Annotated in this window: 14 protein-coding genes; 9 read left to right on the forward strand and 5 right to left on the reverse strand. The window is 36.5% G+C overall.

What is annotated here, in order from left to right; translation table 11 throughout:
• Window positions 1–546: 546 nt before the first annotated feature.
• Window positions 547–1,983 (reverse strand): reverse transcriptase domain-containing protein, encoded by a 1,437-nt coding sequence (locus NFR29_RS04290; protein ID WP_251423750.1) that lies wholly within the window; start codon window positions 1,981–1,983, stop codon window positions 547–549.
• 1,827 nt (window positions 1,984–3,810) lie between these two features.
• Here NFR29_RS04290 and NFR29_RS04295 point away from each other — a divergent pair.
• Window positions 3,811–4,122 carry a hypothetical protein gene (locus NFR29_RS04295; protein ID WP_251423753.1) on the forward strand — a complete coding sequence of 104 codons (312 nt, stop codon included), beginning with the start codon at window positions 3,811–3,813 and terminating at the stop codon, window positions 4,120–4,122.
• A 378-nt stretch (window positions 4,123–4,500) separates the two neighbouring features.
• Here NFR29_RS04295 and NFR29_RS04300 read toward each other — a convergent pair whose 3' ends face one another.
• Entirely contained in the window at window positions 4,501–5,109 is a 609-nt protein-coding gene (locus NFR29_RS04300; protein WP_277612501.1) for a flavodoxin family protein, read from the reverse strand.
• 135 nt (window positions 5,110–5,244) lie between these two features.
• Window positions 5,245–5,937: a hypothetical protein gene (locus NFR29_RS04305; RefSeq protein ID WP_251423756.1), complete on the reverse strand. Its 693-nt coding sequence runs from the start codon at window positions 5,935–5,937 to the stop codon at window positions 5,245–5,247.
• A gap of 200 nt (window positions 5,938–6,137) precedes the next feature.
• Here NFR29_RS04305 and rfbB point away from each other — a divergent pair, with 200 nt between their 5' ends.
• Both rfbB and NFR29_RS04315 read left to right on the forward strand, forming a co-directional pair.
• Window positions 6,138–7,130 carry a dTDP-glucose 4,6-dehydratase gene (gene rfbB, locus NFR29_RS04310; RefSeq protein WP_251423759.1) on the forward strand — a complete coding sequence of 331 codons (993 nt, stop codon included), beginning with the start codon at window positions 6,138–6,140 and terminating at the stop codon, window positions 7,128–7,130.
• 178 nt (window positions 7,131–7,308) lie between these two features.
• Window positions 7,309–7,542: a hypothetical protein gene (locus NFR29_RS04315; protein ID WP_251423761.1), complete on the forward strand. Its 234-nt coding sequence runs from the start codon at window positions 7,309–7,311 to the stop codon at window positions 7,540–7,542.
• A gap of 94 nt (window positions 7,543–7,636) precedes the next feature.
• On the opposite strand, the gene NFR29_RS04320 is transcribed toward NFR29_RS04315, so the two are convergent.
• Window positions 7,637–8,272 (reverse strand): flavodoxin family protein, encoded by a 636-nt coding sequence (locus tag NFR29_RS04320; protein ID WP_251423764.1) that lies wholly within the window; start codon window positions 8,270–8,272, stop codon window positions 7,637–7,639.
• Window positions 8,273–8,555: 283 nt separating this feature from the next.
• On the opposite strand from NFR29_RS04320, the gene NFR29_RS04325 reads away from it, so the two are divergent.
• The 6 genes from NFR29_RS04325 (at window position 8,556) to NFR29_RS04350 (ending at window position 14,057) form a co-directional block, all read left to right on the forward strand.
• Window positions 8,556–8,714 carry a hypothetical protein gene (locus NFR29_RS04325; RefSeq protein WP_251423767.1) on the forward strand — a complete coding sequence of 53 codons (159 nt, stop codon included), beginning with the start codon at window positions 8,556–8,558 and terminating at the stop codon, window positions 8,712–8,714.
• A gap of 48 nt (window positions 8,715–8,762) precedes the next feature.
• Entirely contained in the window at window positions 8,763–9,287 is a 525-nt protein-coding gene (locus NFR29_RS04330) for an RNA polymerase sigma factor (RefSeq protein WP_277612502.1), read from the forward strand.
• Window positions 9,288–9,707: 420 nt separating this feature from the next.
• Window positions 9,708–10,328, forward strand: coding sequence for a hypothetical protein (locus tag NFR29_RS04335; RefSeq protein WP_251423772.1), 621 nt, complete (start codon window positions 9,708–9,710; stop codon window positions 10,326–10,328).
• 188 nt (window positions 10,329–10,516) lie between these two features.
• Window positions 10,517–12,982, forward strand: a complete 2,466-nt coding sequence (gyrA, locus tag NFR29_RS04340) for a DNA gyrase subunit A (protein ID WP_277612500.1) — start codon at window positions 10,517–10,519, stop codon at window positions 12,980–12,982.
• A gap of 59 nt (window positions 12,983–13,041) precedes the next feature.
• The gene (locus NFR29_RS04345; protein WP_251423775.1) at window positions 13,042–13,419 is read left to right on the forward strand and encodes a hypothetical protein; all 378 of its coding nucleotides are present in this window, start codon (window positions 13,042–13,044) and stop codon (window positions 13,417–13,419) included.
• 167 nt (window positions 13,420–13,586) lie between these two features.
• Window positions 13,587–14,057: a hypothetical protein gene (locus tag NFR29_RS04350; RefSeq protein ID WP_251423777.1), complete on the forward strand. Its 471-nt coding sequence runs from the start codon at window positions 13,587–13,589 to the stop codon at window positions 14,055–14,057.
• 208 nt (window positions 14,058–14,265) lie between these two features.
• Here the strand turns inward: NFR29_RS04350 and NFR29_RS04355 are convergent, their stop codons facing one another.
• Window positions 14,266–15,720 carry a catalase gene (locus tag NFR29_RS04355; RefSeq protein WP_251423780.1) on the reverse strand — a complete coding sequence of 485 codons (1,455 nt, stop codon included), beginning with the start codon at window positions 15,718–15,720 and terminating at the stop codon, window positions 14,266–14,268.
• Between the last annotated feature and the right edge of the window lie 895 nt (window positions 15,721–16,615).

The raw sequence follows: 16,615 nt of genomic DNA on the forward strand, positions 1-16,615 counted from the left end.
ATTATTTGCAGCATTATATTCTACTTGAGCTACTAAGCAACTAGTTTTATGTAATTCATACTCCGAAGCTTCATGTTCTAGATCAACGTAATGTTTGCGTAAAAGATTATTAGCATTTTGTTTAATTTTTTCTATGGCAAGATTCGTGATACTGATTTACATGTATTTGCGAACAAAGGGGTTTTGTTTAGAAAATGCATACCCACAATGTGTATAGCTATATCTCCGCGTCTATATTTACTAATTAATATACCACATTGAATCATTATATTACAGTACGAATCCAGTAATTTTTTATACGTTTGGTTGCATGATGACACTTTGGACAAATATATTCTTGTTTGATATTGTGTAAAACTCTGTATAATTTTTAATAGGCATATACGCTCACATCTTTTTAGGACTTTGACATTTGTATTGTAAAGCATGTGAGTGGTATATGCTTATTTTTTGCAAAAAAATAATGTTAGATGTGCCACCTTGATGGTGACACCCCAACATTTATTATAGGCTAAAAATTATTATTTAAACTAGCATGGATGGCATTTATAGTTTTGCCTTTAGTCGTTTTGATAGATGTTGTATAGACTTATTGGTTACCTTAATAATGGGGGTATCATCCTTAAACTTTCTTTGTGCTCTAATTACATAATCATGAAAATTACCATTATCTTGAGTTATCAGTCTTACATGAGGTAAATCTTGATGTTTTTTCCGATATGAAATAGTTCCTTTATATGTATATTGATTATATACTCTATATAATGGAACTGGCTTGGATTTTGTATTTTTTTTAGCAATACTATTTACGGCCTTTGACATTTTTCCAAAATAGCGTGAGAGTGTTTTATTTCTTATAGATACATTGTTACCATCAAAAGAGAAACCTAAATAATTTATAATTTTCTTTTTCTTATTAGGATTATTAGATTCAACTGTGGAAGTATCTGAATTAGTATTTAAGAAATCTAAATTAGTAATTTGATTAGAGTTTATTTCAAATATATGACATTTTTCGTTTTGTAGTGTAATACCTTTTATCGAATTACACTTATTAGAGAACTCTTTCAAAAGTAATTTTAAATTGCAGGTACTTTTTGGTATAACTAAAATAAAATCATCACTGTAGCGTTGATAAAAACCGTGATAACTATGAGTCCAGTTTGTAATCGATTCATCCCAATGTATCATATAGATATTAGATAAAACAGCACTTATTGGGGTTCCTTGTGGAATGCCATATGATTCCTTATGTGGACTAATATTTATTTTATCAGATGATCTTACAGCGGCCATTGTTAGGACTCTACCACTATTATTATTAAAAGAACTACTATTCAATAATTTTCTGTGGGCAACAGAATCCTTTAGTTTATGGTACTTAAGTATATCTTGAATACTAATTGAAGAAAATCTAGTTATATTCTTAAAAATATTATAGTAATCTTGAGGGAGTTTGCGATTTTTTTTGATTTTAATGTTTTTATGACTTAATAAATCAATTAGGCATTCTTTTAAATACTGATGGTCAAGAGAATCAAAAAAATGAGTAAAATCTCCGATAATCACATAACAATCTTTATTATCTTGTTGTAATGTCCTAATAAAATTGAAAGCATTGTAGGCAAAATCAATATTACTCTTTCCTAAATTAGTCCTATATGCTACTGGTGCTGTTGCGAATCCATGGTCTGATATATAACAATTATATAATTCATTTAACTTATAACTATAATACCGATAAATCCAGGAATCTATATGTGCGGTATAATAGAGCTCTCGTTCTTTTGAATTATCTACTCGATTATTTTTCCATTTTATTTTAGGGATAGTGAAATGGATAAGTGGATAAAATCCATGGTGTGCAACTTTTTCCTTATTAAAAATATAGCTCTTTACTTGTTCATAAGAAACCCATACGTCAAAATGATTATATTTACGAGTTAGAGTTTGAACTTTAGATTCCCATTTTAGTAAGTCCATATGCTCCTCATTGCAAAACCCACGAGTTACCAAGGTGGAATGGAAAGAGACTCGTGGGTATACTATTTACACCATATATAATTTTTATATAATCGTCCACCAAATTAGGCCTATAGACTGTTGTCTGTAGAATTCCGTCATTACAATTCATGTTACAATAATAAAGGAGATAATCAAGCTTATGCTCAATCATAACTTTTATATCATACCTATGATATCAATATACGCTGTAATCATATGGTTGGTCACTAGTGTTCTAGTAACAACTCAATATAATTATTGGCGGCAAGATACGAAACTTTCTTCGTACTTGCAATTCATTGGTCTCCTTTAATGCAATCAAAGACTCATTAAAGTAATTTTATTATAGCAACCTATTAAAACTAAAGCAAGGTATTAAATTTTATTGTATTTAAGGGGTGTTCTTTTTCTTTTTGTTATTCTATGCATTGCAACGAGTTTTGTGTTATCATGCACATATAGCATTTCATTATCTTTATATCAAGATAGTAGTGTGCGTATCTTGCTGATACAGACTAGGCACAACCTTTGTATGAAATCGTATATGTCTTGGAAGACCGTACAGTGGAATATTGTTGTTTATAGGAGTCCCTAATCGCTTGCGTAGCAAGTGGTGTATTATGGACTTCTTTTTATCTTCCCGCAAATTGTAACGGTGAACACTCTGTAGACTGACAGATATGTAAAATTCACGCGGTTTTCTATGTGTTGTACTTGGCAAGTATTGAATGTACAGTTGAATTCTCTACTAAAACTTTCAATGGTAGGATGGATAGCTTTACGAATAGAGGTGTTGTTTTGTAATGTAACAATATTTTTCATATTATCTGTGAGTATGCGTTGAGGCATACCATCTAGTTTTCCAAATAACATGTAAGTAGATGTAACAAAGTACTTTGCGAACGATTTTGCGTAACATAAAAGAGTTTCAATCGAGAATAACTCAGTATTAAGACAAGTATATTTAATATACTATTTGCATCTAAAAACTTAACATTTTCTTTCCAATCTAGTTGTGCCTGATAGTCTTATAATGATAGGTAGGTTGTTTGGGGTGTACGCCTTTATGGGTATTAAAATAGTGTTGACACTCCTTCCTTATATCTAGAAAATATTGTCTAAAGGTAGATTCTGAAACGGCTAATTCATAGTTATCATATAAATATCTCCATAATACTGCTTTATAGTGAAACTTTTTCGGAGTTATGTCATCTATAGTAACTCGTTAATGACGGGTCTTAATGTATTGATGGAGGAAGTCTCTTTCCGCTTACTACTAGGTGCACTTGTTTGTGTGCCAATCTTTGTTTAAAGTTTTTTCTATACGAGCAAAATTGGGTTTCATTCCAGTAGCCTCGTTATATCATCAATTACCTATATTTTTATACTATATTTATACCTATACATAGTATTTCTAAAATAATGAGTTATTGAGTGTTTTGATACTGTAATAACTTGCTCCGTAAATTATTATACTATAAAATAATTTAGGAAGTATTTTAGAAAAAGTAAGATATCAGTAGATTTAAAGAGGATTTGGTTTTATATTACAATTTAAGTAAGAATGAAAATTATTTATTAATGTGAATAGGTGTATCATGTATTTAGTAAATCAAATTAAAAAATTTTTTTAAGCAGGAAATGGGAAGAAGAAAGAGTAACTATAAAAGAAATATAAAATGTATGAAACGTTTTTTTAGTTCTCTTAGGAATGGTACGTATATTAGTCGATATTTACGAAAGTTTTTTGTAAAACGATATAAAACATACCATAGACAAAGTACACTTAGGTTGAAGGAATTGTTAATGGTTAAATCAGCTAGTTTTAATAGTAGTGAATCATTGATGTGGAAAAGTGGGTTAGTTGGTGCTATATTAGGAAGTTTAATACCAAAGATAGGTGAATTTTCAGAATATTTGACTTTTAGTGTGAAGACTGTTGATATGAACTGGGCAAATTGGGTTATAATAGGATGTCTTCTTTTAGATATATTAATGCCCGTTATTTCTTGGATAATATCAGTTTTTATGGGACTTTCAATGTCATATACATGGCGTTTTTATTTCTTATTTTTTTATTGCTTTAATAATGTTTTGTTTAATCACGAGAGTACCTAATATAGATTGGATTCCTTTGGTGGTAATTATACTTTTTCTATTAAATATATTTAACCTTATTATTACTGTCATCGATGTATTTAAACAATGTATGATTATTGAGTGTGATATTATTAAACGTATACTCGTAAAACGGGGAATTGAGTTAATTTAATCAAATTGTTTGTTATATCGGTATTATTTAAATTTGATATGTATGCACTCATATTTACAGAAGAAGTATCTACATTAGAAAATATCTTGCATGAGGTTTTCAAGCAAAATCAATGACCACCCGTCTAACGGGTGGTCATTGATTTTGCCTCATAAGCCTTAGTTTGTTATAGATAATTATTATATAATTTTGCAGAATAAATCAATATGACTATCGTATATACTTTATCTTCTTCTGGTGCTTCTACGACGCCCTTTAGCAGCATTCATGACTTTCATAAGGTAAGCCATGTTTTTTCTGAGGACGCGCATGATTTGGTTGCCTTCCGTGTCTTGTACTACTTCATCTGGTGTTGTGCCATAGATGATATTCCAGTAGTTTGATGTAGGGATCATCATTTCAGAATAGGATAGGTAGTAGTTTAACTCGTTTAACGTAGAAATACCACCTTCGCGGCGGTCTGCGACAATGGCTGCCCCTACCTTATGACGGAATAAGTTCCCATTAGATGTGCTGACATAGAAGAGTCGGTCTAGGAAAGATTTCATTGTACCTGGTACGCCAGAATAATGAACAGGAGATCCTAGTAAAATACCATCAGCTTCTTTTACTTTTTGAATGGATTCGTTAATGATGTCATTTGTAATTATGCATTGCTCATTTTGTTTCGTGCTACAATTGCCACATGCAATACAGCCACGAATTGATTGATTTCCGACATGGATGATTTCGAATTCAATGCCTGCCACTTCTAACTCTTTGCCTACTAATTGTAAGGCGTGATATGTGTTACCATTAATTTTAGGACTGCCGTTAAATGCTACTACTTTTATTAGATCTTTTTACCTCGTATATTACAATAGTGTGTTAGTAAGTGAAATTATTATAACTATAGATTAATATTATATAATCTGAATTATAGTATGTTTTGAGTTTAGTTAGAGCATAATATATATAATTATTTTTTATTATCGAATACACTCTAAAAATAATCTAAATCTTCTATCAAATCTAGTATTAAGTTTTTTAGGCATTAGCTGCAAAGTTAAGACTTCATTTTCTATATTTACGAACCCAGCAGATAAGAGTCTTAAATATAGATATTTATCTATCGTGGCAAAACTGTGAGTTTCGACAGGTCCTTTAAAGTCGGTATCATCTCGTGCATTTTTGTATAGAGTTTCAAGGTTTGTAAAGTCTACCTCTTGTGGTTTTATATCCAATGTTAATAAGGTTTCTAGATCTGAAGAGAGTAAACGATCAACAGCAATAGAAAATTCCTTAAATGTATTCCAGTCTATTTTGTCTACAATAAAATTATAAAACAGATGGCCTATATAATAAGCTTTATCTTCTTCATTGATAGAGTCTAAACATATGATAATCCATTTTAAATCATCATTGAGTTGGTCTTTTTTATCTATATATTTCTTTTTATATTTTTCTTTAAATCTCTCAACGTCATGATTGGAGTTTAAAGCTACTATAAATTTACAAAATTTGTACATAAATACTTGGTTTGGAATATTATGAATAAGTTTTACCGCTGTAGTTAATGATTCAAATATTGGTAAGCCTCCATGGAGGAAATCCAATATACTTATTCCTGTATTGAAGCTATCTTTTAGTATTTCTTCTGCTGGATTTTGTGGGATATTCATAGTGCCTCCTCATTAATTAATCTTTGGTTATGTTACTATTATTATAGTCCACAGTGAGTATCTTGGTAATAGTATAAATAAAGCTGTAAACATTCATATTCCACCTGAAAATTTATAATAAAGTTAAATATGGATTATGAAAATTAATCAAAAATATTAAATAATACAATTCGAGTTATAAAATAACAGAAGGTAAACCCATGAAAATCCTAATCACCGGCGGTGCCGGCTTTATTGGTAGTAATTTTATATACTATCTTCTCAAAACACATCCGTCGGATGAAATTATTTGTGTTGATGCTTTAACCTATGCAGGGAATCTGCATACGTTACAACCTTTGTTAGATAAGAAAAGCATCTGCTTTTACAAGGCGAACATTACTGACCGAGAGGCTATTGACCGTATTGTTAAGAACGAACGGCCCCATATCATTGTTAATGTCGCCGCTGAAAGCCACGTGGATCGTTCTATTGAAAATCCAGGTATTTTCTTAGAAACGAATGTGTTAGGAACGCAAGTATTGCTTGATGCGGCCCGTAAATATGATGTAGAGCGGTATCATCAAGTATCTACTGATGAAGTGTATGGTGATTTGCCGTTAGAGAAATTAGCATTAGCTTTCACAGAAAATGCACCATTGCGTCCATCTAGCCCATATGCGGCATCTAAAGCAAGTGCTGATTTGCTCTGCCTAGCATATAGTCGTACCTATCAAATGCCTATTACTATATCTCGTTGTTCCAATAACTATGGCCCCTACCAATTCCCAGAAAAACTCATCCCTCGCATGATTATCAATGCATTACATAATAAAAAACTACCTGTTTATGGAGCAGGTAGCAATGTGCGAGATTGGTTATATGTAGAAGATCATTGTGCAGCGATTGATCTTGTTATGCGCAAAGGAACGATTGGTGAAATTTATAACGTTGGTGGGCACAATGAAAAAACAAATTTAGAAGTAGTTAGTACTATTTTGAAAGCACTCAACAAAGATGAATCACTCATTGAGTTTGTAGCAGACCGCCCAGGACATGATTTGCGATATGTTATCGACTCTACCAAACTAGAAACGGAATTAGGGTGGACACCGAAATTCAGCTTTGCTGAACGAATCCAATATACTATACAGTGGTATGTTGAATATGAGGAATGGTGGCGAAACATGTTGAATGGTTCTGATGCGGTTTAATCATCGCCGAGTAGGTAAGGAATAGTTTGATTCATTTATCGTAGAAATCAAGTGCTAAAAAAGGGTATAATAAAATAGTAATCACAAATGATACAAATCAAGTTAGTGATATAGTTAGTTAATATACCATCGATGCGATCACCGTTAGGGCGGATTGTGTCGTGTACAAGGAGTTAATATGGTACGATTAAGATTGAAAGAAAATAACGATACTCATGCTGTATACGAATTTTTACCAGAAGGTAAAGAAGAACGTATGGGCGTGCTCGGTATTGTGAAAGCAACAAAAGAAATTGAGCGCATTCAAACAGAGCCAAATGATTGGGCTTATCGGGCCTATGCTATTAGCAAAATGCAAGGCTATGTAGATGCTAATGTGTATCCAGAACAAGATTTTGGTACTTGGTATTAATAGTATATTGGAAAAACCGCTCTCTACAGTTATAAAAAAGACTGTAGAGAGCGTTTTTTAGTTTTGATTTAATATATAACGTCGTTAAATATTTTTACCGCACAAAGTGTGTATACACTTTATCCTCTTTCTCCGGCGCCGTCACTATGCCTTTAGCTGCATCCATGACTTTCAAAAGGTAAGCCATGTTTTTACCGAGGACGCGCATAATTTGTTTGCCTTCTTCGTCTTGTTCGACTTCGCCTGGTGTTGTGCCGTAGATGATGTTCCAATAGTTAGATGTAGGAATCATCATTTCCGAGTAGGTAAGGAAATGATTTAATTCATTTAGTGTGGAGATACCGCCTTCTCGGCGGTCAGCCACGATAGCAGCACCTACTTTGTGGCGGAACAGGTTGCCGTTAGAGGTACTCACATAGAAAAGACGATCTAAGAAGGATTTCATCGTGCCAGGTACGCCAGAATAATGTACTGGAGACCCTAGTAAAATACCGTCTGCTTCTTTTGCTTTTTGAAGACATTCGTTAATGATATCATTGGGAATCACACATTGTTCATTTTGATTACGGCCACAACCACCGCAGGCAAGACAGCCTCGGATGATTTGATTGCCAACATGGACGATTTCAAATTCAATACCTGCTGTTTCTAGTTCTTTACCTACCAATTGTAAAGCATGGAATGTATTGCCATTAGCCTTAGGACTACCGTTAAATGCTAGGACTTTCATAGGGAACTTTCACCTCGTATATTACAATAACTATCATACATAATCACTGCTCGTAAATCTCTCTTTGTAAAGATGTAAAGTAGTGATTAGGGAAATAAGTGTAATTATTATAACATATACCTTTTCATTCTAAATCTTAAAAAAAGATTTATTTTTACACTGTTCTTATATAGTTCCATTCATAACTCCAGGCAAATCCGCATTTTTACGGATTTGCCTGTTTTTGTATCTTCCTGTATAGTGCAAGTAAGCCTAGGCAGAAAGGATATATATGACACATGTAATGGAATCTGTAACATCCACACAATCTGCAAGTTCTGTAACAGCTAAACAAATAGCTACACAATCAACCAAGACCATTGTTTGTTCGCCTCAAGTATTGGCGGCTGTCACTGATGAAAGTTTAGTGCGCTTATGCCAAGGCGGAACATTGAACGTTTAACGGTATAACCAAGATAGGTGGTGTTTTGAGGACATCACCTTAGATGCCATTCAAACGGAATTATGCCACAGGTATAGGCCGCTTATTAGAAAATATGCTCGCTTGTCTACTCATGATAGTGTAAAAGAAGACATTGAATCCTTCCTTTGGGTGCTTTTTATTGAAGCTATCCAACGGTATGAATCGGAAGGAGAGGTACCTTTTGCTGGTTACGTAAAGTCCGTTATTCATTATGGACACCTACGGTTTTATAAAAAAGCCGTCAACCAATGGCGCCACGAAGTGACATTGCCGCTCTTAAGCGATGATGAAGAGCTAGCCATGGATCAATTTCCTGATGATATTGCTATTGATCAAGAGGTTCTTGCGGCAGATGAAGAGCATAGTTTACGCCGAGAGTTGTGGCGAGCTTTTAAAGAGTTACCCATTACGCAGCAAGAATTATTGCATCAGATTTATCAAGAAGAGCTGAGTTGTGCCCAAATTGGTCATATAACACAGACTACAAGGCAAGCCGTGCAACAGCGTCATAAGAGGGCTTTGGCGCAGTTGCGGTCACGTATGATGCATTGATGTAAGAGATATGACATAGTTGATAGCAGATAATAATTGATAAGAACTGCATACACGGGCAGTGTAATAGTACATAAACCATAGTATGATAGTGCATAAATATTGATTATAATGTGTGCTAGCATGGAGGCATTATATGAGCAAAGAAACAAATAAAAAAATAAACAAATAAACAAGAAAATAAGTTGTGATCACACTTGTCTACACATATCAGTTAAGTTGTCTGTGAATTAGATGAAGTTATTCAAAAATCCATGGAAATGTATATTTATATATTTACAAAAACAAATGATAGATATACAATAAAGTCATAAGAATCGCAGCGAACTTTTACAATAACACATGTGTTGTTAGCAAGACATTATACTCGAGGAAATTAAGAAATTATATATACTATTACAAATATGAGAGGAGTTCAGAATGGAACAATACTCTAAAGAAATTCCAACAGTAGATATTATTGCATTACACAATTATTTGTATGAAGAATCATATGATGAGCATGAAGAAGGTAATTATCTTTGCTATCTCATCCCCACCTATGAGAGTGGTGGGGATAGCACCTATTGCTATTACTTAAATGGACGGAATATGCTCATTAACAAGTCTATTAAAACTGTTCTTCGTCGACTGACCGAAGCGGAAGGTTTACAATCTGAGTCCATGTTATCTATGACGGGAACTAAACCCATGTACACTGACCCAAGAACCTATGGCCCCCATATGACGTTTGCTTATCTTAAAGTACGTCAACCAATAGGCCGTAGTTCTGTGTATGGCATGTTTAATGTTATATTGCCTCATGCCTATAAGTTGAGATCAGGCCCAACTAAGGATACGTGTTTTATTCAATATGATGCGTTTGACCCTATTCTAATTTACCATTCTCTTCATCGTGCAAAGCGAAAAATACAAGAGGCTAAGGAAGAGCATCGATGTTATTTGGAACGATGGTTTCGTTATTTAACAATGACCTCTAATAAGACGGCAATAGCAGAATTAGTTGCTGCGTGGCATTCTTTGTCAGATCTAAGACGGTAGTGGTTAGCCCTAGTTATTATGTAGTTGCTAGCCTCAGTTATTATATTTAGCTATCATATATAATCCTAATGCATAGGCCCATAGTCCTGTGCATTAGGATTTTTCATTTTTCCATGGTCTAAGTTGAGAAAAACTGCTATAATAATAAGATACGAAACTAGGTAGTGTTAGTAAAATGAGGTGAGATTGTGGCAGACCAACAATGGTCCCATGGGAATATTCATCCCGTTCAGATTGATAAAGAAATGAAAAATGCCTATATCGATTACGCTATGAGTGTAATCGTTATGCGTGCTTTGCCAGATGTGCGTGACGGTTTGAAACCGGTACATCGCCGTATTTTGTACGCTATGCATGAAACAGGTATGACACCGAATAAGCCGTACAAAAAATCGGCTCGTATCGTCGGTGATGTATTGGGTAAATACCATCCACACGGCGATAGCTCCGTGTATGATGCAACGGTTCGTTTGGCGCAAGATTTTAATACGCGTTACCTCTTGGTAGACGGCCACGGTAACTTTGGTTCCATCGACGGCGACAGCGCTGCGGCGATGCGTTATACCGAAGTTCGTATGGCGAAAATTACAACGGAAATGCTTGCTGATATCGACAAGGAAACGGTTGATTTCATGCCGAACTATGATGAAAGCTTGCAAGAACCGACTGTATTGCCAGCGAAGATTCCAAATCTTCTCATCAATGGTTCCAGCGGCATTGCCGTAGGTATGGCGACAAACATTCCGCCACACAATTTAAACGAAGTGTGCGACGGCTTAACGATGCTTATCGACAATCCTGATGTTACCGTAGACGACTTGATGAAAGCTATCAAAGGTCCAGATTTCCCAACAGGGGCGTTAATTCTTGGCCGCGATGGTATTAAAAAGGCTTACACAACAGGCCGGGGCAGCGTAAAAATGCGTGCTCGTGCCACTATAGAGGAAATGTCCAAAGGTAAACACAAAATTGTGGTTACGGAAATTCCTTACCAAGTCAATAAAGCGCGAGTTATTGAAAGCATTGCGAACCTTAGCCGTGATAAAGTCATCGACGGTATCACAGCTCTTCGCGACGAGTCTGACCGTCAAGGTATGCGCATCGTTATTGAATTGCGCGCCGATGTACAACCAGATATCGTATTAAACAAATTATATAAACATACGCAATTGCAAGAGTCTTTCGGTGTTATCATGTTGGCACTTGTAGATGGTCATCCTCGGGTGTTGAACTTAAAAGAAGTACTTGGTTACTATTTAGATCACCGTCTTGATGTAATCGTACGCCGTACGCAGTTCGAATTGAACAAAGCGGAAGCGCGTGCTCACATCTTAGAAGGTTTGCTCATTGCTCTCGATCATATCGACGAAGTCATTGCTACCATCCGCAGTTCTCAAACTGACGAAATCGCGCGCAATGCGTTGATGGAAAAATTCGGGCTTTCAGAGAAACAAGCAGTAGCCATCCTCGACATGCGTCTACGTCGCTTAACTGGTTTAGAGCGCGAAAAAATCGAAGAAGAATACAACGAATTGTTGGCATTAATCGAAGATTTAAAAGCTATCTTAGCTAGCGAAGCGCGTCAACGTCAAATCATCAAAGAAGAATTGGACGATATGAAGAAGAAATACGGCGATGCCCGTCGTTCTGAAATCACTATCGACACCTCTGATCTTGATGTAGAAGACCTCATTGCCGATGAAGAAATGGTGATTACCTTGACGAAACAAGGTTACATCAAACGGATGAATGCTAATGTGTACCGTAATCAACATAAAGGCGGTGCTGGTGTTATTGGCATGAAAACGAAAGAAGACGATTATGTAACCCAAATCATGCATGTGCGGACGCATAATACATTACTCTTCTTTACATCTACAGGCCGTACGTACCGTTTGAAAGCCTACGAAGTGCCTGAAGCAGGTTCCCGTAATTCTCGCGGCACTGCGATGGTTAATGTATTGCCACTCGCGGTGGGCGAATCGGTGACTACAATGATTGACCTCGAGCGTATCCAAGAAGATGTGAACTTATTCATGGTTACAGAACAAGGCGTTGTGAAGCGTACTGCTATTGAAGAGTACCGAAACATTCGCCGTTCTGGCCTCAATGCCATCAACCTTGATGAAGGGGACCGCTTGATTACTGTAACTATTACGACTGGTAACCAAGACATCCTCATTGGAACGAAGTTAGGTATGGCTATTCGTTGTAATGAAGAAGACGTACGCCTCATGAAACGCGCTGCTCGTGGTGTTCGCGGTATTAAGTTGAAAGCTGACGACGTAGTTGTAGGGGCTGGCGTGCTCAACGCTAACGAAACGGAAGTGCAAGTCTTCACGATTTCCGAAGAAGGCTATGGTAAACGTAACGATGCAGATGTGTATAATGTACAAAAACGTGGCGGCATCGGCACGAAAAACTTCCGTATTACCGACAAAACGGGCGACGTAGTGGCCGTTGAAGTAGTTCACAACGATGATGAAGTGATGCTCATTTCTGAACAAGGTAAGATCATTCGATTCAACATGAACTCCATTGCTGTGAAAAAAGGCAAAGCTATTTCTGGTGTGAAAACACAAAACCTTGATGAAGGCGATAAAGTAGCTGGTGTTGCTGTTATTCCGGCAGGGGAAATGGACGAAGATAACTAACATATACACAGGCGACTACCGAAGGGTGGTCGCTTAGTGCTTTGTTGATAGGAGTAATTATGAAACAATGGATAACAGCCTTCGCTGTGGCGTGGGCTCTTGTAGTAGGCGGATTTAGTACAGCCCAGGCGGCTGATTGGTACTACATTAACGCCGATGCCGATGACTCGACATGGTTTATCGACAATGAAACAGTAGAAAAAACAGATAGAACAGCGCATATTTCTGTAAAAGTAAACAATGTAGAAGGTTACACCTATGTGTATGACGTAGACATTGATCGCGCTAATAACTTATGGACTGAAAACAGTGTGAAAGTATCCACTACAGCTGGTATTCCTCTTTTTGTAAATCCTGAGCGGCAAGAACCAGTGGAAATTAAAAAAGGTTCTATTGGTGAATTAATTAAACAGGCCATTTGGGGAAAAGACGCATAATATGTAAGCTAAAGGTCGTACTATATAGGCTGAAGGTGTATATTATATAGGCTAAGAGCACATACTGTGCACGGGAAAGACAGTTCATTTGAGTGAATTAGTCTTATATGATATAATACAATTGCATGCTATGAATCGATAGTCATGTAATCATTAGGATCGACGAGGTGAAAGATATGAAAAAAACTCTATTAGCAGGTTTAGCTGCTGCTGTTATTTGTACTTGTAATGTAGGTAATGCAGATGCTGTGAACTGGCAACAATTCGGTTCTGATAGCGCTGGTGTATCTTGGTTTATCGACGTAGACAGTGTACAACGTAATGATAACTCTGCTACTATCGATGTGAAAGCTCAAGATTCTGAAGGTTTCCATTTCATTGCTACAGAAGAATTTAACCGTAAAGATAAAACCATTCGAGACGTAAAAGTAACATTATATAACCCTCAAGGTTATGTAGAAGCGGAAGATCCTGTAGACAATGTATACCGTCCAGTTAACGCAGGCTCTCCATCCGAAGCAGTATACTACTACTTATGGGCACCTGAAGAGAATGCTACAGTAGACCAAGCAAAAGCTACAAAAGTAGACAAAAAAGCTGATAAAAAAGCTAAAAAAGAAGAGAAAAAGAAAAAATAATGGTTAACCTATAAAGGCTAGTTGGATATCCTAAAAAGGCCCGTCTAAGAACATCAGTATCTTAGGTGGGCCTTTTGTAGTTCCTTCAAGTTTACAACGGTACCCTATAACCTTGGTAGGGTCATGCTGGGAAATAAAAAAATAGCTCTCCACTTGGAGAGCTATTTTTGTTGGGTTAGGTGTATATTGTGTGTATTTGTGTATTGAATTATTTTTGAACAGACATGTTCAATGCTTTTGCTACCCCTTCGCCGTATGCAGGGTCACATTGGTAGCAGTGTTGGATGTGGCGTTGTTTGATTGCCTCAGATACGCCAGTCATAGCGCGAGCTGTATTTTCGAACAACAATTGTTGTTTTTCTGGAGTCATGAGACGGAACAATTTGCCTGGTTGTGTGAAGAAATCAGAATCATCTTCGTAGAAGTCATATTGGTACGCTGGACCAGTTACATCTAATGCCGGTTCTTTGAACTCTGGTTGGTTCAACCACTCGCCTTTTGTATTTGGTGCATAACCAATGGTGCTGCCATGGTTGCCATCAACGCGGCCTAAGCCGTCACGATGATACATATTTACAGGACATTTAGCAGCATTAACAGGGATTTGGTGGTAGTTTGTACCTAAGCGGTAACGTTGTGCGTCAGCATAGGAGAACAAACGACCTTGTAACATTCTGTCAGGAGAGAAGCTAATACCAGGAACGATAGTGGAAGGTGCGAATGCAGCTTGCTCTACGTCTTGGAAGTAGTTTTCTGGGTTGCGGTTCAATTCCATTTCGCCTACTTCGATAAGAGGGAACTCATCGTGGTACCATACTTTCGTCAAGTCGAATGGATTGTAAGGCATAGCTTTTGCTTGTTCTTCTGTCATTACTTGGATGAATAATTTCCATTTCGGGAAATCGCCTTTTTCGATAGCGTCGAACAAGTCCTTTTGATGGCTTTCACGGTCGTTAGCAATCACATCAGCTGCCTCTTGATCAGTGAAGTTTTTAATGCCTTGTTGAGATACCCAGTGGAATTTCACCCATACGCGCTCGTCGTTAGCGTTGATCATGCTGTATGTGTGGCTGCCGAAACCGTGCATAGTACGGTAAGAAGCAGGGATACCACGGTCACTCATAACGATAGTGATTTGGTGAATTGCTTCAGGAAGGCTAGTCCAGAAATCCCAGTTAGCTTCGGCATCGCGAAGGTTTGTTTGTGGGTTACGTTTTACGGCACGGTTCAAATCTGGGAATTGCAATGGATCGCGAATGAAGAATACCGGCGTATTGTTACCAACGAGGTCCCAGTTGCCTTCTTCGGTATAGAATTTAACAGCGAAACCGCGAATATCGCGTTCTGCGTCAGCTGCACCGCGTTCGCCTGCTACTGTGGAGAAACGAACGAATAAATCGATTTTTTTACCTACTTGAGAGAACACTTTTGCTTTTGTGTATTTTGTGATGTCATTTGTTACTGTGAAAGTACCGAATGCACCGGAACCTTTTGCGTGCATGCGACGCTCAGGAATCACTTCACGAGCAAAGTGGCCTAATTTTTCCATAAGCCACACGTCTTGCATCAATACAGGGCCGCGTTTGCCTGCTGTCATAGAGTTGTTGTTGTCTGGCACAGGTGCGCCAAAAGCTGTAGTGAGCTTTTTGTTGTTGTCACTCATAAGACAATCTCCTTTTCTTTTACTTAAAATGTAAATTGTAATGTCGTATAACCCTTACATGAAATACCTTACAAATTAAAACTTTTTGAAAGTACGGATTCATGAAATGGAAAATCATTATCCGTTGAATTTATTATACATCAAGATATTTTCTTGTACAAGAGTTTTATGAGTATTTTTATACGAATGTTGTATATCGCTGAGATTAAAAAGGAAAGATGGAAGACAAAGGCGAAAAACAATCCTTTTATATACTATTATATAAAGAGGAGCATATAGGTGGAGGTCATTTCGCTTGAAAGAAAAATGCTCGTTGAATTTTGCTATTCCCTTATCAATATATGTTGCTCTTGCCCTTGCAGGTTTTTGTATATACCATATATAGGGGCTGAAAAAGGGGTGTTATACTAATTAGCCGAACTTAAGAAGTAATTAGAAAAATTTACAAAAATCCCTTGCATTTCAGGCCTTAGGTGTACTATAATAGCAATACAGTCGCAACAGCGATGGAATAGATACCCAAATCTTAGGTTTTATCTATGATTTGAGGTATTTTTAATTTTGTTTTTCTAGCCAATAATGAAAGCAAGATTAAATGTTAAAAAGATTATAAAAAAGTGTTGACTCACTATAGTGAACATGATATTATAGTCTAGTCGCCAATCGGCGGACCTAGTAAATGATAGGTCCGAAGGTGGTAACAGATCTTTGAAAACTGAACAATGATAGGTAATCAATCGAGAGATTGAACATATGCCAGAGTGCGGGTTTTGACATGATCAAAACCAACCATAATTCTAATGTTGCCATGAGCAACAACAACAAACAAATGAGCTATTCAAATAGCTTCAAGATATCTTGGAGAGTTTGATCCTGGCTCAGGACGAACGCTGGC

The organism is Veillonella agrestimuris, assembly GCF_943193065.1.
Lineage (GTDB): Bacteria > Bacillota > Negativicutes > Veillonellales > Veillonellaceae > Veillonella > Veillonella agrestimuris.